A 25,009-nucleotide genomic window follows, 5' to 3' on the forward strand; every position below is an offset into this window, starting at 1 on the left:
GAAATATTTAAGATATCGCTCCTCTGGAGCTTAATTTAGTTGTACCAAGTATATTTATTAATAGTTCATCCCTCTGGGATTTTTAGCTCCTTAGGAGCGAAATATTAATAATAATTAATCAATAATGACGCAAAGCTCCATAGGAGCGAAATTTACGAGTGTACTAATTTTTAAAATAAAATCTTACTTAATTTTAACAAGAAGTAACAATATATCATTTATTTTTGTCGTCAAAATTAAAATTATGAATATCGAAGTTTTATCAAAAGAAATTGATACAATTATAGCTAATAAAGCATCTAAAGAAGAAAAATTACAAGCCATTTGTGATTACTTAGAAAGTGAAATCTCTTACTATGATTGGGTTGGTTTTTATTTTATCAACGGTAATAAAGAAGAATTAAAATTAGCACAATATACAGGTGAAGAAACTGAGCACACGATTATTCCTTTTGGAAAAGGAATTTGTGGACAAGTTGCTGTAAGCAATCAGAATTTTGTGGTACAAGATGTTTCTGAACAAGATAATTACATTTCTTGTGGTTGGAAAGTAAAATCTGAAATTGTGATTCCTATTTTTGTTGATGGAGAAAATATTGGGCAAATTGATATTGATTCTCACACAGCAAATACATTTACAGATAATGACACAATTTTACTAGAATACGTTTGTAAACAAGTTGCTACGTTGTTTTAAGAAATAGCCCCTTTTAATTTCCCCAAAGGGGAAAAAATCTTTGTGGATATAACATTTACTTTTTTTTGAAAAACTCTTTTTTAATTAGATGATTTTCAAATAGTTTAGCTCTCTTTAAAGCGTCTTACATTCATTGATTATACTTCTAGTTTTTTTCAAAATGACAAATTTTGTAGAAATATCTATCAACTGCAAACTGCCACTGAAAACTGAAAACTCATTTTGTTAACTACTCCCCTATTTTGTTACTATCTTTTTATTGTAATTCACTCAATGTTTGTGTAGCTTTGCGTGCTTAACAACAACACAACAAATGAGCACTTCAAAAACAATTAAATCTGCCTTAATTTCGGTATTTCACAAAGATGGTTTAGCACCAATAGTTCAAAAGTTAAATGAGTTAAATGTTACTATTTATTCTACTGGTGGTACAGAAAAATTCATAAAAGAGTTAGGCATTGATGTGGTTCCTGTAGAGGATGTTACCTCTTACCCATCTATTTTAGGAGGAAGAGTAAAAACTTTACATCCAAAAGTTTTTGGAGGAATTTTAAACAGACAAGATCATGAAGGTGATGTTGCTGAGATGCAAGAATACAACATTCCACAATTAGATTTGGTGATTGTAGATTTATATCCGTTTGAAAAAACAGTTGCTTCTGGAGCACCTGAGCAAGATATTGTAGAAAAAATTGATATTGGTGGCATTTCTTTAATTAGAGCATCAGCCAAAAACTTTAAAGACACATTTACGGTTTCTTCCATGGAGCAATATGATGAGTTTTTATCGATCTTATCAGAAAATAATGGAGAAACTTCTATAGAGCAAAGAAAAAAGTTTGCTGCAAAATCTTTTAATGTTTCTTCTCATTATGATACAGCCATCTTTAATTATTTTAATGAAGATGAAGTTGTTTATAAAGCGAGTGAAACTGTTTCTAAAACTTTACGATATGGAGAAAATCCGCATCAAAAAGGGTTTTTCTTTGGAGATTTAGATGCAATGTTCGATAAATTACATGGTAAAGAATTAAGCTACAACAACTTATTAGATGTTGATGCAGCTGTAAATTTAATGAACGAATTTATTGGAGAAGACCCAACATTTGCGGTTTTAAAACATAACAATGCTTGTGGTTTTGCGCAAAGAAGCACTATTAAACAAGCGTATTTAGATGCTTTGGCTGGCGATCCTGTTTCTGCTTTTGGTGGTGTTTTAATAGCCAACAAAGAAATTGATGCAGCAACTGCAGAAGAAATTCATAAATTATTTTGTGAAGTTGTGATTGCTCCAAGTTATGCTGATGAAGCTTTATCAATCTTAAAAGGAAAGAAAAACAGAGTTCTATTAATTCAGAAATCTACAGAATTACCAACTCAAAATGTAAGAACCGCTTTAAATGGTTTGTTGGTGCAAGACAAAGATGCTAAAACAGATACGTTAGCAGATTTAACATACGCTACAAACACAAAACCAACTGAAAGCGAACTAAAAGATTTATTATTTGCTTCTAAAATTTGTAAGCATACAAAATCGAATACCATTGTATTTACCAAAAACAATCAGCTTTTAGCAAGTGGTACAGGCCAAACTAGTAGAGTTGATGCGTTAAGACAAGCTATTGAAAAAGCAACCTCTTTTGGTTTCGATTTACATGGAGCAGTAATGGCTAGTGATGCATTTTTCCCTTTTCCTGATTGTGTAGAAATTGCAGATAAAGCAGGAATTAAAAGCGTTATTCAACCTGGAGGATCTATAAAAGATCAGTTAAGTATCGATTATTGTAATGCCAATAATATATCGATGGTAATGACTGGAACAAGACATTTTAAACATTAATAAAATTAACAGATTTACAAGATTAATTTTAGTAAATTTGTAAGATTATTAGTACTCCAAAACAAGATAAATTTATGGGTTTTTTTGATTTTATGACGGAAGATATTGCGATTGATTTAGGAACCGCAAACACGTTAATAATTCACAATGGAAAAGTGGTTATTGATGCACCTTCCATAGTTGCTAGAAATAGACTGACTGGTAAAATTATTGCAATTGGCGAGGAAGCTAATTTAATGCAAGGAAAAACGCATGAAAACATCAAAACGATTCGTCCTTTAAAAGATGGAGTTATTGCAGATTTCCAGGCATCAGAAGAAATGATCAAGGAATTTGTAAAGCAAATTCCATCTATAAAGAAAAAATTATTTCCACCAGCATTAAGAATGGTTATTTGTATTCCGTCAGGAATTACAGAAGTTGAAAAACGAGCTGTACGTGATTCTGCAAAGCATATGAATGCCAAAGAAATCTACTTAATTTACGAACCAATGGCTGCTGCAATTGGTGTTGGTATTGATATTATGGAACCAAAAGGAAATATGATTATTGATATTGGTGGTGGAACTACAGAAATTGCTGTTATTGCTTTGGGTGGTATTGTTTGTGATCAATCTGTAAAAGTTGCTGGAGATTTGTTTACCAATGATATTATGTATTACATGCGTACGCAACACAATTTACATGTTGGTGAAACTACCGCAGAAAAAATAAAAATTCAAATTGGTGCTGCAACCGAAGATTTAGATACGCCTCCAGATGAAATGTTGGTTCAAGGTAGAGATTTGTTAAGTGGAAAACCAAAACAAGTACAAGTTTCTTTTAGAGAAATTGCAAAGGCTTTGGATAAATCTATCTTAAGAATTGAAGATGCAGTTATGGAAACATTGTCTAAAACTCCACCAGAATTAGCTGCGGATATTTACAATACAGGTATTTATTTAGCAGGTGGTGGTTCTATGTTACGTGGTTTAGACAAGCGTTTATCTCGTAAAACAGATTTACCTGTATATGTTGCAGACGATCCATTAAGAGCCGTTGTTCGTGGAACAGGCATTGCTTTAAAAGAATTAAAAAAATACAAAAACGTATTAATGAACTAGCATTATTAAGGTTTAAGAATGCAACAACTCATCTATTTTTTTCAGAAGTTTAAATATTTCCTGTTCTTTTTATTGCTATCATTTATTTCGCTTACGTTAACGTTTAATAATTTAGATTTCCATAAAAGTAAATTTGTAAACTCTGCAAATTTTATTACTGGTGGGTTTTACTCGCAAACTTCAAATATTGCTGAATATTGGAATTTAAAATCTGAAAACACACTTTTAGCTGAAGAAAACACGCGTTTAAAAAACCTGATAGAAAAATACAACTCCACAAATTTAAGTGTAGATTCAATTATTATTGATTCTACGAAATATCGACAGAAATACATTTTTACCACTGCTAAAATTATCAATAATAATTATGCTAAAGAGTTTAATTTTTTAACAATTGATAAAGGTGAAAATCAAGGCATAAAAAAAGAAATGGCTGTAATTAATAGTAAAGGAATTATAGGAATTACGGATAATTATTCTGCAAACTATGCAAGGGTTCAATCTATTTTAAATAGAAATAGTAAAATTAATGCTCGTTTAAAAAACAGCAACTATTTTGGTTCCTTGAGCTGGAATGGAAAAGATTATAATACTGTTCAACTTTCTGATATACCAAGACAAGCACCTTTAAAAATTGGAGATACTATAGAAACTGGAGGAAAATCTACAATTTTTCCAGAAGGTATTTTGGTGGGGGTTATATCTAAAATTAACAAAGGTAGTACAGCAGATAATAAAGTAGATGTTACTCTTTTTAATGACATGAGTAATTTAGGTTTTGTGCAGGTTGTGAAAAACTTAGACACTATAGAAATAAAACTTTTAGAAGCGCAAGATGAATAATCCATTTAAAATGGTTACGTTATTTTTTTTACTGCTTTTTTTGCAGGTTTTTGTGCTAAATAACATTTTATTTTTAGGGTTTATAAATCCGTATTTATATATTGTTTTTGTTTTTTTGTATCCACTAAAAGAAAATAGATTTCCGTTTTTATTTTACAGTTTTTTATTAGGTCTTTCTGTCGATTTTTTTTCTGACTCAGGAGGAATTCATGCTTTTTCAATTTTATGTATCTCTTACATACGATTATTTTTTATAAGAATTTACTTCAGAAAAATACCAGCAGATTATCCGTTTTTCAAATTAAAATCAGAATCTTTTGGTAAAATTTTTAATTACGTAGTAACTTTAACAATCATTCATCATCTTATCTACTTTTCTTTTGCTAATTTTAGTTTTTATAATTTTTCTAACGTACTTTTAAATACAATTTATTCAAGTATTTTTACGTTATTATTATATTTTTTAGGAACTTACATTTTTACTAAAAGCGAATAATGCAAAAAAGTTTTTTACTCTATTTTCTAATCACCTTTATTGGTCTAGTTTTTATTGGGCGCTTATTTCAATTGCAAATAATTAGAAGCGAAAGTTATGATCCTATTCATAATGCCGCTGTAAAAATAATTTACGACTATCCTGAGCGTGGTTATATATATGATAGAAATGGAAAGTTATTGGTTGCAAACCAACTTTCTTATGATGTAATGGTACAACCAAATCAAGTAAAAGCTTTAGATACTTTAGAGTTCTGTAAACTTTTAAAAATTGATAAAGAAGATTTTTTAAAACGCTTTCAAAAAGCAGAAGATTATGCCCCATATTTAGCATCTGTTTTCTTAAAACAATTAGCCAAAGAAGATTTTGCTTTTTTACAAGAAAAACTACACAAATACACTGGTTTTTTTATTCAAAAAAGAATCATTAGAGATTACCCAATAAAGGCAGCTGCCAATGTTTTAGGATATATTGGAGAGGTAAATGAAGAAAAAGCAAGAAATAGCACGTATTACCAACAAGGTGAATTAGAAGGAAAAGATGGTGTAGAAAGACAATATGAAGAAATTCTAAGAGGTAGTAAAGGAAAAAAATACTTACACAGAAACCGATTTAACAAAGTTACTGGCTCTTATAAAGATGGTATGTATGATACATTGCCAGAAAATGGTAAAGACTTAAGGTTAACCTTAGACATCGAGTTACAATTATATGCACAACAGCTAATGAAAGGAAAACGTGGGGGGATTGTTGCTATTGAACCTTCAACTGGCGAAATTTTAGCATTGGTAACAGCTCCTTCTTATGACCCTAATATGTTAGTGGGTAGAAAACGTTCAAAAAATTCAGTTCTTTTATTTAATGATTCAATTAGTAAACCAAGTTATGACAGGGGTTTATTAGCAGCTTATGCACCTGGAAGTCCTTTTAAAATGATGAATGCCTTAATAGGTTTACAAGAAAATGTTATCAATCAACATACAGCATTTAGATGTTATGGAGGCTTTAGATATGGAAACAGAGCAGGAGAATTTATGGGATGCCACTGTGGAATTTATGGCAGTCCAATTCAATTAAAAACTGCTATTGCAAAATCTTGTAATAGTTATTTTTCTAATACCTATAAAAGAATTGTAGAAAAAGACAACAATCCTACCCAAGGTTTAAATACTTGGCACGATCATGTAGCTAGTTTTGGATTAGGAGATTTTTTAGGCTACGATTTACCTGCAGGACAAAGAGGACTAATTCCTGATGGAAATTACTATGACAATCGTTATAAATATTCATGGAATGGGTCTACCATTATCTCAAACGCAATTGGTCAAGGTGAAATTTTAACAACCCCTATACAACTAGCAAACTTTACTGCTGCTATAGCAAATAGAGGCTATTTTTACACACCACATATTGTAAAAAAAATTGATACTGCTTTCATAGACAATCCAAACTATACAGTTGCTAAAAAAACGACTATAGATAAAAAGCATTTTACACCTGTTATTGAGGCTATGCATGAAGTTTTTAAAACAGGAACAGGTCAATGGGCTCAAGTAAAAGACATCGAAATTTGTGGAAAAACAGGAACCGCAGAAAATTTTATTATTGTTGATGGTGTTAAAGAACAATTAAAAGATCATTCAATTTTAGTAGCATTTGCGCCTAAAGACAATCCTAAAATAGCTTTAGCAGTTTTCGTAGAAAATGGTGGTTATGGATCAACAATTGCTGCTCCCATAACAAGTTTAATGATCGAAAAATATATTAACGGAAAAATCTCTGAAAGAAATAAATACAGAGAATTAAATATGTTAAACATGAGCTTGCAAGAAATTTATGACAAACAAATTCAAAAACCCTTAGAAGAAATTGCGTCAAGAACAAAATAATATATTTGCAGGTATAGATTGGATTTTAGTTTTTATTTACATTGCTTTAGTCGGTTTTGGCTGGGTAAATATTTTTGCAGCCTCAAAATCTGAGGAAGATATTGAACTTATAGGTTTTGCAACAAAATACGGTAAACAATTAATTTTTATTGTTTTAACAATTCCACTAATTATCCTAATTCTTTTTTTTAACTCAAAATTTTATGAAAAGTATGCTAGTATTTTTTATATAATTTCAATATTTTCATTAATCCTTTTATTTCCTTTTGGTAAAGAAATTAATGGAGCAAAATCTTGGTTTAATTTTGGAGTTCTAGGTTTGCAACCCTCTGAATTTATGAAAGCTTTTACAGCACTTGCCATAGCTAAATTATTAAGTGACAGGCAGTATAATTTTAAGTTGGTGAAAAATCAGATAAAGGCATTCATCATTATATTTTTTCCTGCATTTTTAATTACCTTACAACCAGATGCTGGTTCTGCACTTATTTATCTTTCTTTCTTTTTTGTTTTACACAGAGAGGGACTGACTCTCAATTACATTTTATTAGGAATAACTTTTATAACATTATTTATTTTAACCATATTTTTTGGAGCTAATAAAATGTTTATCTCACTTTTCATCATCATCTCCATTATTGTAACCTATATTATTTATAGAGGAGGCAAAAGATTTTTAAGATTCAATTGGCATAAAGTATTAGCTATTTATGCAATTATGGCTTTATTTATTTTCGGAACAGGGTACACTTACAATAATGTATTTAAACAACACCATAGAGATCGTTTTGAAGTATTATTGGGTTTAAAAGTTGATAATAGAAATATTGGATACAACTCATATCAATCTGAATTAACAATTAGTTCTGGTGGTTTGATTGGAAAAGGCTTTTTAAATGGTAATTTAACACAAGGCGATTTTGTTCCTGAACAGCATACAGATTATATTTTTAGCACTGTTGGCGAAGAATGGGGATTTTTAGGAAGCAGTTTTGTAATAATTCTATTTATGCTACTAATGTATAGAATAATATATTTAGCAGAATCGCATACAAATAAGTTTGGTAGGATATATGGCTACAGCTTGGCCTCTATTCTATTTTTCCACGTAATTGTAAATATTGGAATGGTAATAGGGTTGTTACCAACTGTTGGAATTCCTTTGCCATTTTTTAGTTATGGAGGATCTTCTCTTTGGGGCTTTACTATTTTATTATTTATATTCATAAGATTAGATGCTCATAAAAATTATGATTTCTAAAAATAGATTTGCTAAAAATTTATCACAAAAAAAACTCTGAATATAAATTCAGAGTTTTTAAGTTTTATAGAAGTATCAAATATTATAATGCAGCAACCTTTTTTGTCAATTGAGACTTTAAGTTAGCAGCTTTATTTTTATGAATAATATTATTTTTAGCTAATTTATCTAGCATAGAAATAACTTTACCCAATTTAGTTTCTGCTTCAGTTTTATCTTCAATTGCACGTAAATCTCTAACTGCGTTACGAGTTGTTTTGTGCTGATATTTGTTACGTAGCCTTTTAGCGTCGTTACTTCTTATTCTCTTTAATGCTGACTTATGATTTGCCATAATTTCTTTACTTCTTGTTTCTTATTAAAACTTTTGTAGTCCGTACGGGAATCGAACCCGTGTTACATGGATGAAAACCATGCGTCCTAACCCCTAGACGAACGGACCATAACAATTAAGTGTTCCTAATTGCGGGTGCAAATATACAACGTTTTTTAAATTGTGCAATAGTTTTTTAAAAAAAATCACTTTTTTTTTAAATTTATTTTTTTTGCTAATACGCTTTTGCAAATAACACCCTTTTTGAGGACGGTTTTCCCGTTAAAACACAAACACCTGACTCTTCTTTAGCATCATTTGGAATGCATCTAATAGTAGCTTTTGTATATTCCTTTATTCTATCTTCGGTTTCCTCTGTTCCATCCCAATGAGCAGAAACAAAACCTCCTGTATTTTTTATTGCTTGTTTAAATTCCTTAAAATCGTTTACTTCTGTAGTATGTTCTTTTCTAAAACCTATTGCTTTATCGAATAAATTATTTTGAATTTCCTCTAATAGTTTTTCTATGAATGCAACTGTATCATTTTGAGAAATAGTTTGCTTTTCTAACGTATCTCTTCTTGCAATTTCTAACGTTCCGTTTTCAATGTCACGATTTCCAATGGCAATTCTTACAGGAACTCCTTTTAATTCATATTCTGCAAATTTTGCACCTGGTCTAAAAGTATCTCTATCATCAAACTTTACAGAAATACCTTTTTTACGCAGCTCTTTAACTAAAACGTTCACTTTTTCAGAGATTGCTTCTAATTGTTCATCATTTTTATAAATAGGCACAATTACTACTTGAATTGGAGCCAGTTTTGGAGGAAGCACCAAACCTAAATCATCTGAATGCGTCATAATTAAACCACCTATTAAACGAGTAGAAACTCCCCAAGAAGTTGCCCAAACATATTCTTGTTTCCCTTCTTTTGATGTATATTTTACATCGAAAGCTTTGGCAAAATTTTGGCCTAAAAAGTGACTTGTTCCTGCCTGTAAAGCTTTTCCATCTTGCATTAAAGCTTCAATTGTATAGGTATCTTCTGCCCCTGCAAAACGTTCACTATCAGATTTTACTCCTTTAATAACTGGCATTGCCATAAAATTTTCTGCAAATTCTGCATACACATCTTGCATTTGTTTTGCCTCTGTAACTGCTTCGGCTTTTGTTGCATGTGCTGTATGCCCTTCTTGCCACAAAAACTCTGCAGTTCTTAAAAACAATCGAGTACGCATTTCCCAACGAACAACATTTGCCCATTGATTTATCAACAAAGGTAAATCTCTGTAAGATTGCACCCAACCTTTATAGGTGTTCCAAATAATAGCTTCAGATGTTGGTCTAACCACCAACTCTTCTTCTAATTTAGCTTCTGGATCTACTCTTAATTTTCCTGGATTATCAGGATCATTTTGCAAACGGTAATGCGTTACTACAGCACATTCTTTTGCAAATCCTTCCGCATTTTTTTCTTCTGCTTCAAATAAACTTTTAGGTACAAAAAGTGGAAAATAGGCATTTTGATGCCCTGTTTCTTTAAACATTCTATCCAATTCTTTCTGCATGTTTTCCCAAATAGCGAATCCGTAAGGTTTTATAACCATACAGCCTCTAACAGCTGAATTTTCCGCTAAATCAGCTTTCACAACTAATTCATTATACCATTTAGAATAATCTTCCGATCTTTTCGTTAATTTTTTACTCATAACCTATACTTTGGCACAAATTTTGCATTATTTCAAGTGAAAATTTTGTTAAAAGATTCAAATCTTTTTCAAAATCGCTACAAAACTACTATATTTTAGTGTTTTTAAAGCAATAAAACATCAATAAAGAATAATACCTAAAACATATCATTATGAAACTATATTATAAAAATTTAAAGCTACACCAACTTATCTTACTTGTAACTGCTAATTTATTATTAGTTTCTTGCGGTACTTACCAAAGTATTTATAATGATGATGGTATTTATGGTGATGTTACTCTTGGTAACGATGAAAAGAGAGTAATTGTTATGGATGAGCCAGAATACAACAATTATGAAGAAAACTATTTTACGAAAAAACTAAATGAGCTTCAAAATATCGAAGACAATGAAATTTTTGTTGATGTAGATTCTTATAATTCTAATAACAATTATGTTGATGACCAAATAATTGATGAAACCTTATATTATGATGCAAGTCAACCTTGGGGTTATGAAAATAATGATGTTGTTGTAAACATAAACCTAATGAATGACCCTTTTTGGGGTGCAGGCTTCAATAATTGGGGCTGGGGATTTAATAATGGTTGGGGTTTCAATAATTGGGGTTGGGGTTTCAACAATGGCTGGGGAAATCCTTTTTGGGCAGGAAATCGTTTTTGGCATCCATATCATAATAATTGGGGCTGGAATCGTGGTTTTTACGGTTCTCGATGGAATAATAGTTACAATAGACCTTACTTTGATAGAGGTTATACCTATGGAAGAAGAAATAATTCTATAAATTCTAGAAACAGACTTTCTACAAACAGAAGAAATAATTCTATAAATAGCAGAAGAACTGTTGGATTGTCTAATAGAAACAATACAATTTCGAGCAGAAGATCATCTGGAATCGTTAGAAATGGAAGAACTATAAGTCCATCAAGAAGAAGTGCTACCATAAATAGAAGTTCTTCTTCAGTTAGAAGAAGCTCTACACCCTCTAGAAGAAGCTCTACAATAAATAGAAGTAGCAGAACAAATTCTAGAAATAGTAATTCTACATATAGAAGATCTTCATCAAGCACAAATAATAGAGCTTCTAGCTCATCAAGCAGTAGATCTAGATCATCATCAACTAGAAGTAGTGGCTCTTCATCCTCAAGAAGTTCAGGTACAAGCAGTTCTAGCTCTAGCAGAAGATCATCATCATCGTCTTCATCATCTAGAAGAGGAAATTAATATTATACTTAAAAGAAAATTTCAAAAAACATGAAAAAACTTTTTATATCAGCTATTTTTATATTTACTGCATTTGGCTCTTTTTCTCAGTCTTTAAGTTACCAAGATTTAGCCATTTTATTTTCTCAAGATGATAAAAACGGAACAGCTAGATTTACAGCAATGAGTGGAGCTTTTGGAGCTTTGGGTGCAGATATTTCATCTATAAATATAAACCCTGCAGGATTATCTGTATTTAATAATAGTTTATTTTCTGGAACATTTAACTCTAGAAATACAGAAATCAACTCAAATTATTATGGTACTAATTTAGCAAATCAAAATCAGTTTACAAATTTGTCACAGGCTGGAGCTGTTTTAGTTTTTGATAGTGCTTACAAATCAGACTGGAGTAAATTTGCAGTAGGTATCAATTACAGGATTACAAAAGATTTTAACAACAACTTTTTAGCACAAGGTAATAGTGGTGTTGCAACATTTACAGAATATCCTTTAGATTTAAATAACCCTCCCCTAGTTTATGATATTGCCGATGAACAACGCTTTAATAATTTCTTTGCTGGTGAATTAAGCGAAGTAAATTTTGGATTTTCTTCTGTTTACAATCAAAAGCTACATGTAGGATTGGGACTAAATTTTTACGATTTAAATTTTAATCAACAATCTACTTTAACTGAATTTAATAGTGATGTTAATGGAAATGAATTAGATGCCAATTTATATCAAGAAAACTTTACAACAGGAACTGGCTTTTCTGCTAATTTAGGTTTTATCTATAGAGCAAATCAAAGTTTTAGATTTGGTTTGTCTTATCAAACACCAACTTGGTTTTCAGAAGTTATTGAGGATAGTAATATTGTAGATAATGATGGTTTTTTTGGGGATACAGAAATAATAGTAAGTGAAGATAATTTAATTTACGACAATACTGCTAATAATTTTTTCCCTTCACAACAATTATTTTATAGATTAAGAACACCAAGTAAACTAATAGCAAGTACAGCTTTTATATTTGGTAAAAACGGTTTGATAAGTTTAGACTATAGTAATAAAAACTATAAAGGAATTAATCTTTCTGAAGATGATTTTTCTGCAGAAAACCAAGCTTTTCAAAACGATTTTAGAAATACTCACAATTTGAACATTGGTACAGAATGGCGTTTAGATAAATTTAGTGTTAGAGGTGGTTACTCCTATGAACAATCTCCTTATGAAAACAATAATTTTAATAATGGTAGTGCTTTACAATTAGATGATGTTACTGGTTATTCTTTTGGAGCTGGTTATAATTTTGGTAATTTTAAAGTAGATTTTGCTTACAGCAATAGCAACAGAACTGGTGCTTATAATTTTTATTCTGGTTTTAATGTTGATGCATCAAACATCACTTTAGATAACAGATTTTTTACAGGAACAGTTTCGATAAGCTTATAATCAATTTTCTCTATAATAAAGACCTTGTATATACAAATATGCAAGGTCTTTTTTATTGCAAGTCAGTTTTTTCCCTTAATTTTGCAACTTATACTTTAGAACATGCAAGAGACAAAAATTACCATACAAGAAACTACCAACGAAACCATATTAAAATTTAACAGTACACAAGTTTTAATCAATGGTGGTAGTTATGAATTCGCGAATATAGACGAAGCAAAGAACTCTCCTTTAGCACAACAATTATTCTATTTACCTTTTGTAAAAAAAATATTTGTAACGGCTAATTTTATTGCAATTCAACGTTTCGATATTGTAGAATGGCAAGATGTGCAAGACGAAGTTGCTGAACAAATTCAGGCGTATTTAAATGATGGAAATGTGGTTGTAAACGAACAAACCTCATCATCCAAAAAAGAAGCCATTGAAGTATATGCAGAAGTTACGCCAAATCCTGGAGTAATGAAATTTGGTACAAACAAGAATTTAACACAAACAGATGTTGAGTTCAAAAACATAGAAGAAGCAAGTAAATCATCTCCTTTAGCACAAGCCATTTTTAATTTTCCTTTTGTAAAAGAAGTTTTTATTTCTGATAATTATGTTTCTGTAACCAAATATGATATGGTGGAATGGAAAGAGGTTTTTGCAGAAGTAAGAACGTTTATTCGCGAATATTTAGTGGATGGAAAAACCATTATAAAAGAATTACCTACTTTAGATACTGCAACACATAAAGAAACTATAGCACCCGTTATTGAGTTAGAAGGGATTCCTGCTCAAATTTCAGATATTTTAGATGAATATATAAAGCCTGCTGTAGCTGGTGATGGAGGAAATATTGCCTTTAGGTCTTATGATGAAAAAAACAAAGTTGTAAGTGTAGTTTTACAAGGTGCTTGTAGTGGCTGTCCATCTTCTACAGCAACTTTAAAAAATGGAATTGAGGCTTTATTAAAAGATATGATGCCAGGTCAAATTAATGGTGTTGTAGCAATTAACGGTTAGGAGTTAGGAGTTAGGAGTTAGGAGTTAGGAGAAAAATAAAAATATTTAGCTTAAATCAAACATACATGTCAGCAGAAAAAATTAATCCTTACAAAGATTCAGATTTAGGAAAAAAAGAGCAAGTTGCCCAAATGTTTGACACTATTTCTGGCAATTACGATGGTTTAAACAGAGTTATTTCTTTAGGAATTGATGTAAAATGGCGTAAAAAAGTAGTGGAGATTGTTGGTAAAAACAATCCGAAACAAATTTTAGACATTGCCACAGGAACAGGAGATTTAGCCTTAATGATGGCTGCTTTAAAACCAGACAGAATAGTTGGTTTAGATATTTCTGCAGGAATGTTAGACGTTGGGAAACAAAAAATTGCCAAAGCTAAACTTTCTGACAAAATAGAAATGATTGTGGGCGATTCTGAAGAAATGCCTTTTGACGATAACACGTTTGATGCCATTACTGTTTCTTTTGGCGTGCGAAATTTTGCCAACCTTAACAAAGGCTTAACAGAAATTGCTAGAGTATTAAAACCAACTGGAGTTTTAGTTATTTTAGAAACATCAAACCCTGTAAAATTTCCTTTTAAACAAGGTTACAAAATCTACACCAATCTATTTTTGCCAGCAGTTGGTAAATTGCTATCTAAAGACAAGGTTGCCTATTCTTATTTATCTGAATCAGCAAATTCTTTTCCTTTTGGAGAAGCTTTCAACAATATTTTACAAAAAAACGGGTTTACACATACAGAAGCAACTCCTGTAACTTTTGGAGTTGCCACAATTTACACTGCAAGTTTATAAAAATGATTAAAAAAGGGGTTCTTTTTGGTTTTTTCTTGATGATTTCTGCAACATTTTTCGCTCAAAGAGAACGTGTAGAAAATTTACCAACGTTCGATGATAGAAAAATTCATTATGGTTTTTATTTAGGAATCAATCAAAATGACTTTAAATTAAACTTAAGAAATAGCCAAGTTTTTAATGCTGATATTTCTGTAGAACCAACCTATGGTTTTAATGTTGGTTTAATTGCAGAATTACGCTTGCATAAAAACTTAAGTGTACGTTTAGAGCCTGGATTAGTAAGTAATTCAAAAAATATTATTTTCAATCATTTAAATACTTCTAGCAATCCACAAGACAGCATTAGAGAAATTGGCTCTACATATTTGCATTTTCCTGTAGTTTTTAAGTTCAGCACAGATCGCTATAAAAATATTCGTCCGTATGTATTGGGTGGTGTTTCTTTAGATTATAATTTTTCTAGTAATGAAGCCAATCAAGATGATAATTCTGCTGGACAATTTAGAATGCAATCCACCAATTTTATGTACGAAGTTGGTGTAGGAATTGATATTTATTTAGCTTTCTTTAAATTTTCACCTTCTATTCGTGGCGTTTTTGCCATTAATAACGAGATAAAATACGATGACGACCCAAATAGCCAATGGACTGCCCCTATTAACTTTATGGGAACTCGTGGCGTATTTTTGAACTTTGCCTTTGAGTAGGATTTTTATTATATAGAGATTCAAAAAGAGATTTGGACACGGATTACACAGATTATTATATTTTATTATTGTGATAAATTTTCACAAAATCACGAAATGCTATTACACAAAGATTCACAGAGGTTTTTCGCGGAGATTCTCAGAGACAAAATATCTAACTCCTTTAGAATCTAGAATTATTTATTATTATTGTCAGATTAAAACTTTATAAACTCCCAAAACTCTTACTAAATAACCAAATTTTTAATATATCGCCCTTCTAGGGCTAAACTTAATTTTGAAATAATTTTCTATGAATATTTCATCCCTCTAGGATTTTCAGCTCTGTAAGAGCAAAATATTAATAAAAAAATAGCGTAAGAAAAACAAAGCTACATAGAAGCGAAAATTAATCAAAAATATTTTTAAAAACTATATTTGTAAAGGTGCTAAAAATGACTCAAACTTGCTAACTGAAAACTGCAAACTAAAAAACTAACAACTCTAAAAATATGTAAACAATTAAAGACCTACAAGGTTTTTGAAACCTTGCAGGACTAAATACTACGTTTAAACTCGCTTAATAAAATAGCGGTTGCAGTTGCCACATTTAAACTTTCAGTTTCTTGTGTTTCACCAAATCTAGGGATTGATATTTTATTTTTTATCAACGTTTTTAATTCCTCACAAACTCCATTTGCTTCATTTCCCATCACTAAAATCGCTTCTTTTGGTAAGGTTGATGAATACACATTTTCACCATTCATATCAGCAATAAAAGTAGGTAAATTAGTTTCTTGCAAGTAGCTTTCTAATTCGATATATTTGATAGAAATCCTAGTTAAAGAACCCATACTTGCCTGCACAACTTTTTGATTGTAACAATCTACAGTATCTTTTGAGCAGATTAATTGTGTAACTCCAAACCAATCACATAAACGAATAATAGTTCCTAAATTTCCAGGATCATTAATAGCATCTAAAACAACGATCAATCCTTTTTCTTGAAGTGGTTTTTCATCTGGAATTTTAAACAACCCTAAAACTTTGTTGGGCGATTTTAAATTGCTGATTTTCTGCAAATCTTTTTCAGAGATTCTCACTATTTTATCCGAAGAAATTGTTGTTTCAAAATCATCAGTTGCCAATAACATATCAACTTGAAAAGAGGAATTTAAAAACTCATTGACTACTTTTATCCCTTCAGCAATAAATAAACCATTTTTTTGGCGATACTTTTTTTGCGATAAACTAGTTATTAATTTTAGTTGATTTTTTGAGATGCTCATTAATTGGTTGTAAATATAAATATACCGTTGAAAAATACTATTTTTGATATTCTTTGGAGTGCTAAAATAATGAAAAAACTTTCGTTTTATTTTTTATTCATCATCTTTCTAATTTCATGTAATTCTACGGAACATGTAATTGATGGACAGTTTATGCTTTCAAAAACCAATATTTTTATTGATAGCACAAAAACAAATGGAGCCGAAATTCAAAAATATATTTTACAAAAAAGAAATCCGCGATTTTTAGGTTTGCCTTTAGGTTTGTATTTTCATAATTTAGGAAATCATGACAAACCAAAAACACCTATTGAATGGGCTAAAGAAAACAAAAGGTCTTACAATTTTGTAAAGAGAATTTTCTCTGAAAAACAAAGTATCGCGTATGCAAATTCTTTTATAAACTTAAATGAATGGTTTTTAAGTTATGATGAACCTGCAATTATTAGTGAACTAAAAGTTAAAAGAACAGAAGACAATTTATCTGCCTATTATAAAACGCAAGGATATTTTAAATCTTCTGTAACTTCTACCATTAAAAGAGATTCTGCAAGCAAAAAAGCAACTGTAACCTATAACATTCTAAAAGGAAAACCAACAGTACTAGATACTGTAAATATCGATATAAAATCGTCAGTTTTAGATTCTATTTATACAAATTCGGGTATAAAATCCTTATTAATATCAGGAGATCGTTATAAAGATCAAACCTTTAGAAACGAAGCAAGTAAAGTAGTAAAACTTTTTAGAAACAATGGAATTTACAACTTTACTGAATCTGCACTAGGTTTTTATGTAGATTCTACAAGAACAGACTATAAAACAAATGTAGATTTTTTAATATCATCTAACAGGTTAGTAGAAAAAGAGGGTGTTTATATCGAAAAACCTTATAAAATACAAACCATAAAAGAAGTCCATGTAACTACAGATTACTCTTTTACACAAAAGGAAGAAAACATTTCTGACACTGCAACCTATAATAGCATTCAATTTTCTGCTTATGATAAATTGTTATACAATCCTAAATATTTATCACAGTCTATTTTTTTAAAACCTGGCGAAATTTACAGTGACACTTTGACAAATTTAACCAGAACACATTTAAAATCTTTACAGAACTTTAAATCTACAAATATAAAATTTACACCAATTGCTGGTTCTGATAATGAATTAAGGATGGATGTTTTATTATCACCTTTAGAGAAATACACGCTAGGTTTAGAATCGGAATTAACCCACTCAAACATAAGGAACTTAGGGATTTCTGGTAAGTTTTCAATTACAGATAGAAACATTTTTAGAGGGGCAGAATTGTTAAAAATGTCCTTTTTAGGATCTTGGTTCAACTCTAATAATGGTCCTGGTTGGGAAATTGGTGCAGATGCTTCTTTAGAGATTCCTAGATTTATTGCTCCTTTTGGGTTGGGAAAATTTGTACCTAAAGAAATGTCGCCAAGAACATTATTTTCAATTGGTTCTAGTTTTCAGAAAAATATTGGTTTGGATAGGCAAACCTTTACCATTTTAACAGATTACAAATGGCAATACACACCCAAAAAAACCATTCAATTAGAGGTTTTTAATACTCAATACATTCAAAATTTAAATGTGGGAAGTTTTTTTAATATTTATTCATCAGAATTTGATAGTTTAAATAGTGTTGCAGAAATATATGACAATGCCAATAACACAAATAATTTTCCTTTAGAAACGGATATAGATGCACAAGCACAAGATGCGTTACGATTTATGAATGTTGTTGCTACAGATACTAATTTTCAAAATTCAAATCCAGAACAATACAATACTGCTGTTAATATTCTAGATCGATATAATATTATTACGTCCGATTTTTTGATTCCTACTTTGGCATATACCTACACCTATAATGGTCAAACCAACTTTAAGGATAGTAATTTTTCTTTTTTTAGAATCAGGCTTGCCAATTCAGGAAATGTGTTAGGATTGCTATCAGATAAAAGAAATGCGAATGATAAAAAAACCATTTTAAACATTCCTTTGGCTCAATATTTTAAAACAGATATTGAGTTTAAGAAATTTTGGAGTGTTGGTGCTGAGAATTCTGTTTTTGCTTTTAGAACATTTTTAGGCGCCATTGTAACCTATGACAATTCTGATGTTCCGTTTACAAAAAGTTATTTTGCAGGTGGTTCTAATGATATTAGAGCTTGGCAAACGTACGAATTGGGTCCAGGAAGTAGAAAATCTGGCTTAGAATTTAACATTGGTAATTTTAAATTTTTAACCAGTGCAGAATATCGTTTTGATGTTGTTGGCAGATTAAAAGGTGCTTTATTTGTAGATGCTGGTAATATCTGGGACATCTCTGGCTCTGAATTTGTAGAAGAAGATGCTAAGTTTACTGGGCTATCATCCTTAAAAAATATGGCAGTAGGTTCTGGTTTTGGAGCAAGATTAGATTTTAATTTCCTAATCATCCGTTTTGATGTTGGTTTTAAAACCTACGAACCTTATTTAGAAGATAGTAAATGGTTTAAAAATTACAACTTTAATGCTGCAGTTTATAATATCGGAATCAACTATCCATTCTAAAAAAGATAACGTTTTCGTTATTTAAAATAGCTACTTTGTCTTAAAACCTACTATTTTTTGTTATTTTTGATAAAATTTATCAATTAAAACATACATAATATGAGTCATAATATTAAACCTGGTGTAGCAACAGGAAAAGAAGTTCAAGAAATTTTTAACTACGCAAAAGAAAAAGGGTTTGCATTACCAGCAGTTAATGTTGTAGGTTCTAACACAATTAATGGTGTTTTAGAAACTGCAAAAGAATTAAATGCGCCAGTAATCATTCAGTTTTCGAATGGTGGAGCACAGTTTCAAGCAGGTAAAGGATTATCAAACGAAAATGAAAAGGCAGCCATTGCTGGTGGAATTGCAGGAGCAAAACATATACATGCATTAGCAGAAGCTTATGGAGTTACTGTAATTTTACATACAGACCATTGTGCAAAAAAATTATTGCCTTGGATTGATGGATTGCTAGACGCAAGTGAAATCCACTTTAAAGAAACTGGTAAGCCCTTATATAGTTCTCATATGATAGATTTATCTGAAGAACCTTTAGAAGAAAACATCGAAATTTGTAAAGAATACCTTGCTAGAATGAGCAAAATGGGTATGACTTTAGAAATTGAGTTGGGAATAACTGGTGGTGAAGAAGATGGTGTTGACAATTCTGATGTAGATGCATCTAAATTATATACACAACCAGAAGAAGTTGCTTATGCTTATGAGGAATTGTTAAAAGTTTCTCCACAGTTTACAATTGCAGCAGCTTTTGGAAACGTGCATGGAGTTTACAAGCCAGGAAACGTAAAATTAACTCCGAAAATTTTAAAGAATTCTCAAGAATTTGTTACCAAAAGATATGGTGTTGAAGAAAATCACATCGATTTTGTGTTTCATGGTGGTTCTGGTTCTACTTTAGAAGAAATTAGAGAAGCAATTGGGTATGGAGTTATCAAAATGAATATTGATACGGATTTACAATTTGCTTTTACAGAAGGAATTAGAGATTACATGCAAGGAAAAGCAGATTATTTAGCAACCCAAATTGGGAATCCTGATGGAGCTGAGCAACCAAATAAAAAATATTACGATCCTAGAAAATGGTTACGTTTAGGAGAAGAAACTTTTAAAGCACGTTTAAAGCAAGCATTTGCAGATTTAAATAACGTAGATACTTTATAAGATTCTCAACATATTTTATAAAAGCATTTTGAAGAAATTCAAAGTGCTTTTTTTGTTTTTTAAGGTTGCTACAAAAAGAATTAATCAAACCAAATTAAAAGTTCGCAAAAATCTTTTACATTTGTAACTTGCTTTTTATTTTAAAAGCGACTAACATTAAATTAAATAAACTAACATTATGGCTTGGTTTAAAAGAACTGATAAAGGAATACAAACTGCAACAGAGGACAAGAAAGACACGCCTAAAGGACTGTGGTACAAAACTCCAAGTGGAAAAATTATTGACACAGAAGAGTTAAAAAAGAACTTATATGTAAGTCCAGAAGATGGCTATCATGTAAGAATTGGTAGTAAAGAATACTTCGAATTATTTTTTGATGACAACAAGTTTAAAGAATTAAATGAAGGGTTAACCTCTAAAGATCCTTTAAAGTTCGAGGACACTAAAAAATATCCAGACAGATTAAAAGCAGCTCAAGAAAAAACAAAATTAAACGATGCTGTTAGAACTGCTGTAGGAAAATCACTAGGAAAAGATTTGGTAATAGCTGCCATGGATTTTGCCTTTATTGGTGGTTCTATGGGTTCTGTAGTTGGAGAAAAAATTGCACGTGCAATTAATTATTCAATCGAGAATAAGATTCCATTTTTAATGATTTCAAAATCTGGAGGCGCAAGAATGATGGAAGCCTCGCTTTCTTTAATGCAATTGGTAAAAACATCTGCAAAATTAGCGCAACTAGCAGACGTTAAAATTCCATACATTTCTTTATGTACAGATCCAACAACGGGTGGTACAACAGCTTCTTATGCTATGTTGGGTGATATTAATATTGCAGAACCAAATGCATTAATTGCGTTTGCAGGGCCAAGAGTTGTAAAAGACACTACAGGAAAAGAATTACCAGAAGGTTTTCAAAAATCTGAATTTGTGTTAGAACATGGTTTCTTAGATGCTATTTATGAGCGTAAAGACCTTAAAAAACAAGTGAATTTATATATTGATTTGATACAGAATATTCCTGTTAGAAAAGAGGAAGCTGTATAGAAAACCATCCATAATTTATAAACAATTCAAAACCAACAAAAGAACTATTTTTTTGTTGGTTTTCTTCTTAAAAATAACACTATATTTGCACCTTCAATGAAAACATCATTGAACTACATAAAAATCATTTAAATAATATTGGCATGTACTTAACTAAAGAAGTAAAGGAAGGAATCTTCGAAAAACACGGTAAAGGAAAAAACGATACTGGAACTTCAGAAGGTCAAATTGCGTTATTTACGCACAGAATTAACCATTTAACTGGGCACTTAAAAAAGAATCGTAAAGATTATAATACAGAGCGTTCTTTAGTAATGATGGTAGGTAAGCGTAGAAGTTTATTAGATTATTTAAAAAAATCTGATATTACAAGATATCGTGCAATTATCGCAGAATTAGGAATTAGAAAATAATTCTTACAAAAAAGAGGCTCTATAAACGTGCCTCTTTTTTATTGAAAAATGTCTTGAAACTTGTTTCATTTCAAAAATTTGATATTCCTGTAAAACAGGAATTTAAAAGCAAAACTTCTTTAAGAGTAACAAACTTCAAAGAAATAAAAAAATCAGAATTACCAACAATAATTCTGAATTTCCATTGGAAAAACACACAACAGCTATTACTGAACTTGTTTCAGTGCAACACAACAACAACAAAAAATTAGTAATTAAAAATTTAGAATTCATTTTATGATTCCAAAAGTATTTAGAGAGGTTATAGACCTTGGAGATGGAAGAACCATCTCATTAGAAACTGGTAAATTAGCCAAACAAGCTCATGGTTCAGTTGTTGTTCAAATGGGAAAAGCAATGTTGTTATGTACAGTGGTATCTAGCTATAAAGCTGGTACAGTAGACTTTTTACCTTTAACAGTAGATTATAGAGAAAAATTTGCAGCTGCAGGACGTTATCCTGGAGGATTCTTTAAAAGAGAAGCAAGACCAAGTGATGGTGAAGTATTAACAATGCGTTTAGTAGACCGTGTTTTACGTCCACTATTTCCAAAAGATTATCATAGTGAAGTGCAAGTAATGATTCAGTTAATGTCTCATGATGAAGATGTTATGCCAGATGCCTTAGCAGGTTTAGCAGCATCAGCAGCGATTCAATTATCTGATTTCCCTTTTGAGTGCCCAATTTCTGAAGCAAGAGTTGCTAGAGTTAATGGCGAATTCGTGATCAACCCAACAAGAGCACAATTAGCGGAATCTGACATTGATATGATGATTGGAGCTTCTGCGGATTCTGTAATGATGGTAGAGGGTGAAATGGATGAAATTTCTGAAGAAGAAATGGCAGACGCTATTAAGTTTGCTCATGAAGCTATTAAGGTACAATGTGCTGCTCAAGTAAAATTAGCTGAAGCTTTTGGTAAAAAAGAAACAAGAACATACGAAGGAGAAAGAGAAGATGCAGAGTTAGCTTCAAAAATACACGACCTTGTTTACGACAAATGTTATGCAATTGCTAAAAAAGGAACTTCTAAAGTAGAGCGTACAGATGCATTTGAAGAAGTTAAAGAAGAATTAAAAGCTTCTTTTACTGAAGAAGAATTAGAAGATTATGGAGATTTAGTTGGAAAATATTTCAACAAAGCTCAAAAATCTGCAGTTAGAGAATTAACGTTAGCAGAAGGTTTGCGTTTAGATGGACGTAAAACTGATGAAATTAGACCAATTTGGTGTGAGGTAGATTACTTACCATCTGTGCATGGTTCATCAATCTTTACACGTGGAGAAACTCAAGCATTAGCTACAGTAACTTTAGGAACTTCTAGAGATGCAAACAAAATAGATATGCCATCTTATGAAGGTGAAGAAAATTTCTATTTACATTATAACTTCCCTCCTTTTTGTACAGGTGAAGCAAGACCATTAAGAGGAACTTCTAGAAGAGAAGTTGGTCATGGTAACTTGGCTCAACGTGGTTTAAAAGGAATGATTCCTGCAGATTGCCCATATACAGTAAGAGTAGTTTCTGAAGTTTTAGAATCTAATGGTTCTTCTTCTATGGCAACTGTTTGTGCTGGTACCATGGCTTTAATGGATGCAGGTGTACAAATGATAAGACCAGTTTCTGGTATTGCCATGGGATTAATTTCTGATGGAGATCGTTACGCAGTTTTATCGGATATTTTAGGTGATGAAGATCACTTAGGTGATATGGATTTTAAAGTAACTGGTACTTCTGAAGGAATTACAGCTTGCCAAATGGATATTAAAGTAAAAGGACTTTCTTACGAAATTTTAGTGAATGCACTAAAACAAGCAAGAAGTGGTCGTTTACACATTTTAGAGAAATTGACTGACACTATTCCTGCTGCAAATGCAGAAGTAAAAGCACATGCTCCTAAAATGGTTAACAGAAGAATTCCTAATGATATGATTGGTGCCTTTATTGGACCAGGAGGAAAACATATTCAGGAATTACAGAAAGAAACAGGAACAACAATTGTTATTACTGAAGACGCTGTAACTGAAGAAGGAATTATCGAAATTTTAGGAACAGACCCAGCAGGAATTGAGCAGGTAATTGCTAAGATTGAATCGATGTTATTCAAGCCAGAAGTTGGTAGCGCTTACGAAGTAAAAGTAATTAAAATGCTAGATTTTGGAGCTGTTGTAGAGTATGTAGAAGCACCAGGAAACGAAGTGTTATTGCACGTATCAGAATTAGCTTGGGAGCGTACAGAAAACGTAACTGATGTTGTTAACATGGGTGATGTTTTTGATGTGAAGTACTTTGGTTTAGACCCAAGAACTCGTAAAGAAAAAGTTTCTAGAAAAGCTTTATTACCAAAACCAGAAGGCTATTCAGCAAGACCACCAAGAGACGATAAACGTTCTGGAGGAAGAGACAACAGAGGAAGTAGCAATAATCGTGGACGTGATGACAGAAAGCCAAGAGCGCCAAGAGAACCTAGAAAAGAAGACTAAATTTTTTTTTTAACCATACAAGTAAAAACCTGTTTCATATAATGGAACAGGTTTTTTTTTATAAAAAAGGTATTTATAATGAAAACGCATATAATTAATCTAAAGCCCTTCTACCCTCTTTGTAAGTTTTTACACCCGCTTTTAACAAACGCTTCATTTTTTTAGAAGGCTGGTAATTTACATGGTATTTTTTTATGTTTCTTTTTGGAGTTAAATCTTTTTCGGTATTGCTAGCCACACCAGAAAATCCCATTTTAAAACGGCCCATTTCACCAAGGTCTACAATTTTGCCATCGGTAAGAAAATACTCTAGTTTTATTCCAAGCGCAATAAGTACAGCCCTAACATCTACCTCATGTAAACTACACTCCTCACTTATTAGTTTGGCAGCATACTCTAAATCTACAGTACCCGTATTTACAGCCTGTAAAATATACTGTTCTTCATTATTTTTTATGGAATTGTTTCTTTTGGTAATTCTGTAACGTAAAGACATCTTGTATTATTTATTTTTTGTATCTTTAAAAATAGCTTATTTCTGCTAATAAAAATCATCTCTTAGCATTATTCTACTATTTTATAAAAGATATACTACTATATTTATCAATATATACTACAATTTATAATGGAATATACTAGTATATTGTAAAACAACTCCCTTAAGTATGCAAAAACACTTAAG

21 protein-coding genes and 1 tRNA gene are annotated in these 25,009 nt (G+C 31.1%); 17 read left to right on the forward strand and 5 right to left on the reverse strand.

Features of this window, described 5'->3' with window-relative positions; translation table 11 throughout:
- Positions 1 to 244 precede the first annotated feature (244 nt).
- From P161_RS0103595 to rodA, 7 genes are all read left to right on the forward strand, one after another.
- Positions 245 to 697 carry a GAF domain-containing protein gene (locus P161_RS0103595; protein ID WP_026775700.1) on the forward strand — a complete coding sequence of 151 codons (453 nt, stop codon included), beginning with the start codon at positions 245 to 247 and terminating at the stop codon, positions 695 to 697.
- A 313-nt stretch (positions 698 to 1,010) separates the two neighbouring features.
- Positions 1,011 to 2,537: a bifunctional phosphoribosylaminoimidazolecarboxamide formyltransferase/IMP cyclohydrolase gene (gene purH, locus P161_RS0103600; protein ID WP_026775701.1), complete on the forward strand. Its 1,527-nt coding sequence runs from the start codon at positions 1,011 to 1,013 to the stop codon at positions 2,535 to 2,537.
- A 74-nt stretch (positions 2,538 to 2,611) separates the two neighbouring features.
- Positions 2,612 to 3,640 carry a rod shape-determining protein gene (locus P161_RS0103605; protein WP_026775702.1) on the forward strand — a complete coding sequence of 343 codons (1,029 nt, stop codon included), beginning with the start codon at positions 2,612 to 2,614 and terminating at the stop codon, positions 3,638 to 3,640.
- A gap of 18 nt (positions 3,641 to 3,658) precedes the next feature.
- Entirely contained in the window at positions 3,659 to 4,483 is an 825-nt protein-coding gene (gene mreC, locus P161_RS0103610) for a rod shape-determining protein MreC (RefSeq protein ID WP_026775703.1), read from the forward strand.
- Entirely contained in the window at positions 4,476 to 4,979 is a 504-nt protein-coding gene (gene mreD, locus P161_RS0103615; protein WP_026775704.1) for a rod shape-determining protein MreD, read from the forward strand. The genes mreC and mreD overlap by 8 nt, the downstream gene beginning before the upstream one ends.
- A complete protein-coding gene (mrdA, locus tag P161_RS0103620; RefSeq protein WP_026775705.1) occupies positions 4,979 to 6,868 on the forward strand; it encodes a penicillin-binding protein 2 in 1,890 nt (629 codons plus the stop codon). Before mreD ends, mrdA begins: the two co-directional genes overlap by 1 nt.
- The gene (rodA, locus tag P161_RS0103625) at positions 6,849 to 8,129 is read left to right on the forward strand and encodes a rod shape-determining protein RodA (RefSeq protein ID WP_026775706.1); all 1,281 of its coding nucleotides are present in this window, start codon (positions 6,849 to 6,851) and stop codon (positions 8,127 to 8,129) included. The genes mrdA and rodA overlap by 20 nt, the downstream gene beginning before the upstream one ends.
- Before the next feature lie 82 nt (positions 8,130 to 8,211).
- Here the strand turns inward: rodA and rpsT are convergent, their stop codons facing one another.
- The 3 genes from rpsT to proS all read right to left on the reverse strand — a co-directional run bounded on the left by rpsT (position 8,212) and on the right by proS (position 10,156).
- A complete protein-coding gene (rpsT, locus tag P161_RS0103630) occupies positions 8,212 to 8,463 on the reverse strand; it encodes a 30S ribosomal protein S20 (protein ID WP_026775707.1) in 252 nt (83 codons plus the stop codon).
- Positions 8,464 to 8,499: 36 nt separating this feature from the next.
- Positions 8,500 to 8,571: transfer RNA gene (locus tag P161_RS0103635), tRNA-Glu, on the reverse strand.
- 106 nt (positions 8,572 to 8,677) lie between these two features.
- Entirely contained in the window at positions 8,678 to 10,156 is a 1,479-nt protein-coding gene (gene proS, locus P161_RS0103640; protein WP_026775708.1) for a proline--tRNA ligase, read from the reverse strand.
- Between the two features lie 152 nt (positions 10,157 to 10,308).
- On the opposite strand from proS, the gene P161_RS18950 reads away from it, so the two are divergent.
- The 5 genes from P161_RS18950 (at position 10,309) to P161_RS0103675 (ending at position 15,331) form a co-directional block, all read left to right on the forward strand.
- On the forward strand, positions 10,309 to 11,382 hold the full coding sequence (locus P161_RS18950; RefSeq protein ID WP_051605654.1) for a hypothetical protein: 1,074 nt from the start codon (positions 10,309 to 10,311) through the stop codon (positions 11,380 to 11,382).
- A gap of 30 nt (positions 11,383 to 11,412) precedes the next feature.
- The gene (locus P161_RS0103660; protein ID WP_026775710.1) at positions 11,413 to 12,816 is read left to right on the forward strand and encodes an OmpP1/FadL family transporter; all 1,404 of its coding nucleotides are present in this window, start codon (positions 11,413 to 11,415) and stop codon (positions 12,814 to 12,816) included.
- Positions 12,817 to 12,918: 102 nt separating this feature from the next.
- Complete coding sequence (locus tag P161_RS0103665; protein WP_026775711.1) at positions 12,919 to 13,824, forward strand: NifU family protein; 906 nt, start codon at positions 12,919 to 12,921, stop codon at positions 13,822 to 13,824.
- A 65-nt stretch (positions 13,825 to 13,889) separates the two neighbouring features.
- Positions 13,890 to 14,621 carry a bifunctional demethylmenaquinone methyltransferase/2-methoxy-6-polyprenyl-1,4-benzoquinol methylase UbiE gene (ubiE, locus tag P161_RS0103670; RefSeq protein WP_026775712.1) on the forward strand — a complete coding sequence of 244 codons (732 nt, stop codon included), beginning with the start codon at positions 13,890 to 13,892 and terminating at the stop codon, positions 14,619 to 14,621.
- A gap of 2 nt (positions 14,622 to 14,623) precedes the next feature.
- A complete protein-coding gene (locus tag P161_RS0103675; protein ID WP_026775713.1) occupies positions 14,624 to 15,331 on the forward strand; it encodes a porin family protein in 708 nt (235 codons plus the stop codon).
- Between the two features lie 536 nt (positions 15,332 to 15,867).
- Here P161_RS0103675 and P161_RS0103680 read toward each other — a convergent pair.
- On the reverse strand, positions 15,868 to 16,599 hold the full coding sequence (locus P161_RS0103680; protein ID WP_026775714.1) for an RNA methyltransferase: 732 nt from the start codon (positions 16,597 to 16,599) through the stop codon (positions 15,868 to 15,870).
- 69 nt (positions 16,600 to 16,668) lie between these two features.
- On the opposite strand from P161_RS0103680, the gene P161_RS0103685 reads away from it, so the two are divergent.
- The 5 genes from P161_RS0103685 to P161_RS0103705 all read left to right on the forward strand — a co-directional run bounded on the left by P161_RS0103685 (position 16,669) and on the right by P161_RS0103705 (position 24,327).
- The gene (locus P161_RS0103685) at positions 16,669 to 19,176 is read left to right on the forward strand and encodes a BamA/TamA family outer membrane protein (protein WP_026775715.1); all 2,508 of its coding nucleotides are present in this window, start codon (positions 16,669 to 16,671) and stop codon (positions 19,174 to 19,176) included.
- Positions 19,177 to 19,275: 99 nt separating this feature from the next.
- A complete protein-coding gene (gene fbaA / locus P161_RS0103690; protein WP_026775716.1) occupies positions 19,276 to 20,343 on the forward strand; it encodes a class II fructose-bisphosphate aldolase in 1,068 nt (355 codons plus the stop codon).
- A 178-nt stretch (positions 20,344 to 20,521) separates the two neighbouring features.
- Positions 20,522 to 21,391 carry an acetyl-CoA carboxylase, carboxyltransferase subunit beta gene (gene accD / locus P161_RS0103695; RefSeq protein WP_026775717.1) on the forward strand — a complete coding sequence of 290 codons (870 nt, stop codon included), beginning with the start codon at positions 20,522 to 20,524 and terminating at the stop codon, positions 21,389 to 21,391.
- A 143-nt stretch (positions 21,392 to 21,534) separates the two neighbouring features.
- Positions 21,535 to 21,804 (forward strand): 30S ribosomal protein S15, encoded by a 270-nt coding sequence (gene rpsO, locus P161_RS0103700; protein WP_026775718.1) that lies wholly within the window; start codon positions 21,535 to 21,537, stop codon positions 21,802 to 21,804.
- A 276-nt stretch (positions 21,805 to 22,080) separates the two neighbouring features.
- Positions 22,081 to 24,327, forward strand: a complete 2,247-nt coding sequence (locus P161_RS0103705; RefSeq protein WP_026775719.1) for a polyribonucleotide nucleotidyltransferase — start codon at positions 22,081 to 22,083, stop codon at positions 24,325 to 24,327.
- A gap of 94 nt (positions 24,328 to 24,421) precedes the next feature.
- Here the strand turns inward: P161_RS0103705 and P161_RS0103710 are convergent, their stop codons facing one another.
- Positions 24,422 to 24,823: a DNA-binding protein gene (locus P161_RS0103710; protein WP_026775720.1), complete on the reverse strand. Its 402-nt coding sequence runs from the start codon at positions 24,821 to 24,823 to the stop codon at positions 24,422 to 24,424.
- Between the last annotated feature and the right edge of the window lie 186 nt (positions 24,824 to 25,009).

It is taken from the genome of Polaribacter sp. Hel_I_88 (assembly GCF_000687935.1).
Taxonomy (GTDB): domain Bacteria; phylum Bacteroidota; class Bacteroidia; order Flavobacteriales; family Flavobacteriaceae; genus Polaribacter.

What these genes read in the sequence shown, in the direction of transcription:
- P161_RS0103685 (WP_026775715.1), top strand. Translation starts at nt 16,669, where the DNA reads ATGAAAAAACTTTCGTTTTATTTTTTATTCATCATCTTTCTAATTTCA.
- fbaA (WP_026775716.1), top strand. Translation starts at nt 19,276, where the DNA reads ATGAGTCATAATATTAAACCTGGTGTAGCAACAGGAAAAGAAGTTCAA.
- P161_RS0103595 (WP_026775700.1), top strand. Translation starts at nt 245, where the DNA reads ATGAATATCGAAGTTTTATCAAAAGAAATTGATACAATTATAGCTAAT.
- P161_RS0103665 (WP_026775711.1), top strand. Translation starts at nt 12,919, where the DNA reads ATGCAAGAGACAAAAATTACCATACAAGAAACTACCAACGAAACCATA.
- P161_RS0103710 (WP_026775720.1), bottom strand. Translation starts at nt 24,823, where the DNA reads ATGTCTTTACGTTACAGAATTACCAAAAGAAACAATTCCATAAAAAAT.
- P161_RS18950 (WP_051605654.1), top strand. Translation starts at nt 10,309, where the DNA reads ATGAAACTATATTATAAAAATTTAAAGCTACACCAACTTATCTTACTT.
- P161_RS0103605 (WP_026775702.1), top strand. Translation starts at nt 2,612, where the DNA reads ATGGGTTTTTTTGATTTTATGACGGAAGATATTGCGATTGATTTAGGA.
- P161_RS0103675 (WP_026775713.1), top strand. Translation starts at nt 14,624, where the DNA reads ATGATTAAAAAAGGGGTTCTTTTTGGTTTTTTCTTGATGATTTCTGCA.
- mreD (WP_026775704.1), top strand. Translation starts at nt 4,476, where the DNA reads ATGAATAATCCATTTAAAATGGTTACGTTATTTTTTTTACTGCTTTTT.
- mreC (WP_026775703.1), top strand. Translation starts at nt 3,659, where the DNA reads ATGCAACAACTCATCTATTTTTTTCAGAAGTTTAAATATTTCCTGTTC.
- P161_RS0103660 (WP_026775710.1), top strand. Translation starts at nt 11,413, where the DNA reads ATGAAAAAACTTTTTATATCAGCTATTTTTATATTTACTGCATTTGGC.
- accD (WP_026775717.1), top strand. Translation starts at nt 20,522, where the DNA reads ATGGCTTGGTTTAAAAGAACTGATAAAGGAATACAAACTGCAACAGAG.
- proS (WP_026775708.1), bottom strand. Translation starts at nt 10,156, where the DNA reads ATGAGTAAAAAATTAACGAAAAGATCGGAAGATTATTCTAAATGGTAT.
- ubiE (WP_026775712.1), top strand. Translation starts at nt 13,890, where the DNA reads ATGTCAGCAGAAAAAATTAATCCTTACAAAGATTCAGATTTAGGAAAA.
- P161_RS0103680 (WP_026775714.1), bottom strand. Translation starts at nt 16,599, where the DNA reads ATGAGCATCTCAAAAAATCAACTAAAATTAATAACTAGTTTATCGCAA.
- mrdA (WP_026775705.1), top strand. Translation starts at nt 4,979, where the DNA reads ATGCAAAAAAGTTTTTTACTCTATTTTCTAATCACCTTTATTGGTCTA.
- rpsO (WP_026775718.1), top strand. Translation starts at nt 21,535, where the DNA reads ATGTACTTAACTAAAGAAGTAAAGGAAGGAATCTTCGAAAAACACGGT.
- P161_RS0103705 (WP_026775719.1), top strand. Translation starts at nt 22,081, where the DNA reads ATGATTCCAAAAGTATTTAGAGAGGTTATAGACCTTGGAGATGGAAGA.
- purH (WP_026775701.1), top strand. Translation starts at nt 1,011, where the DNA reads ATGAGCACTTCAAAAACAATTAAATCTGCCTTAATTTCGGTATTTCAC.
- rpsT (WP_026775707.1), bottom strand. Translation starts at nt 8,463, where the DNA reads ATGGCAAATCATAAGTCAGCATTAAAGAGAATAAGAAGTAACGACGCT.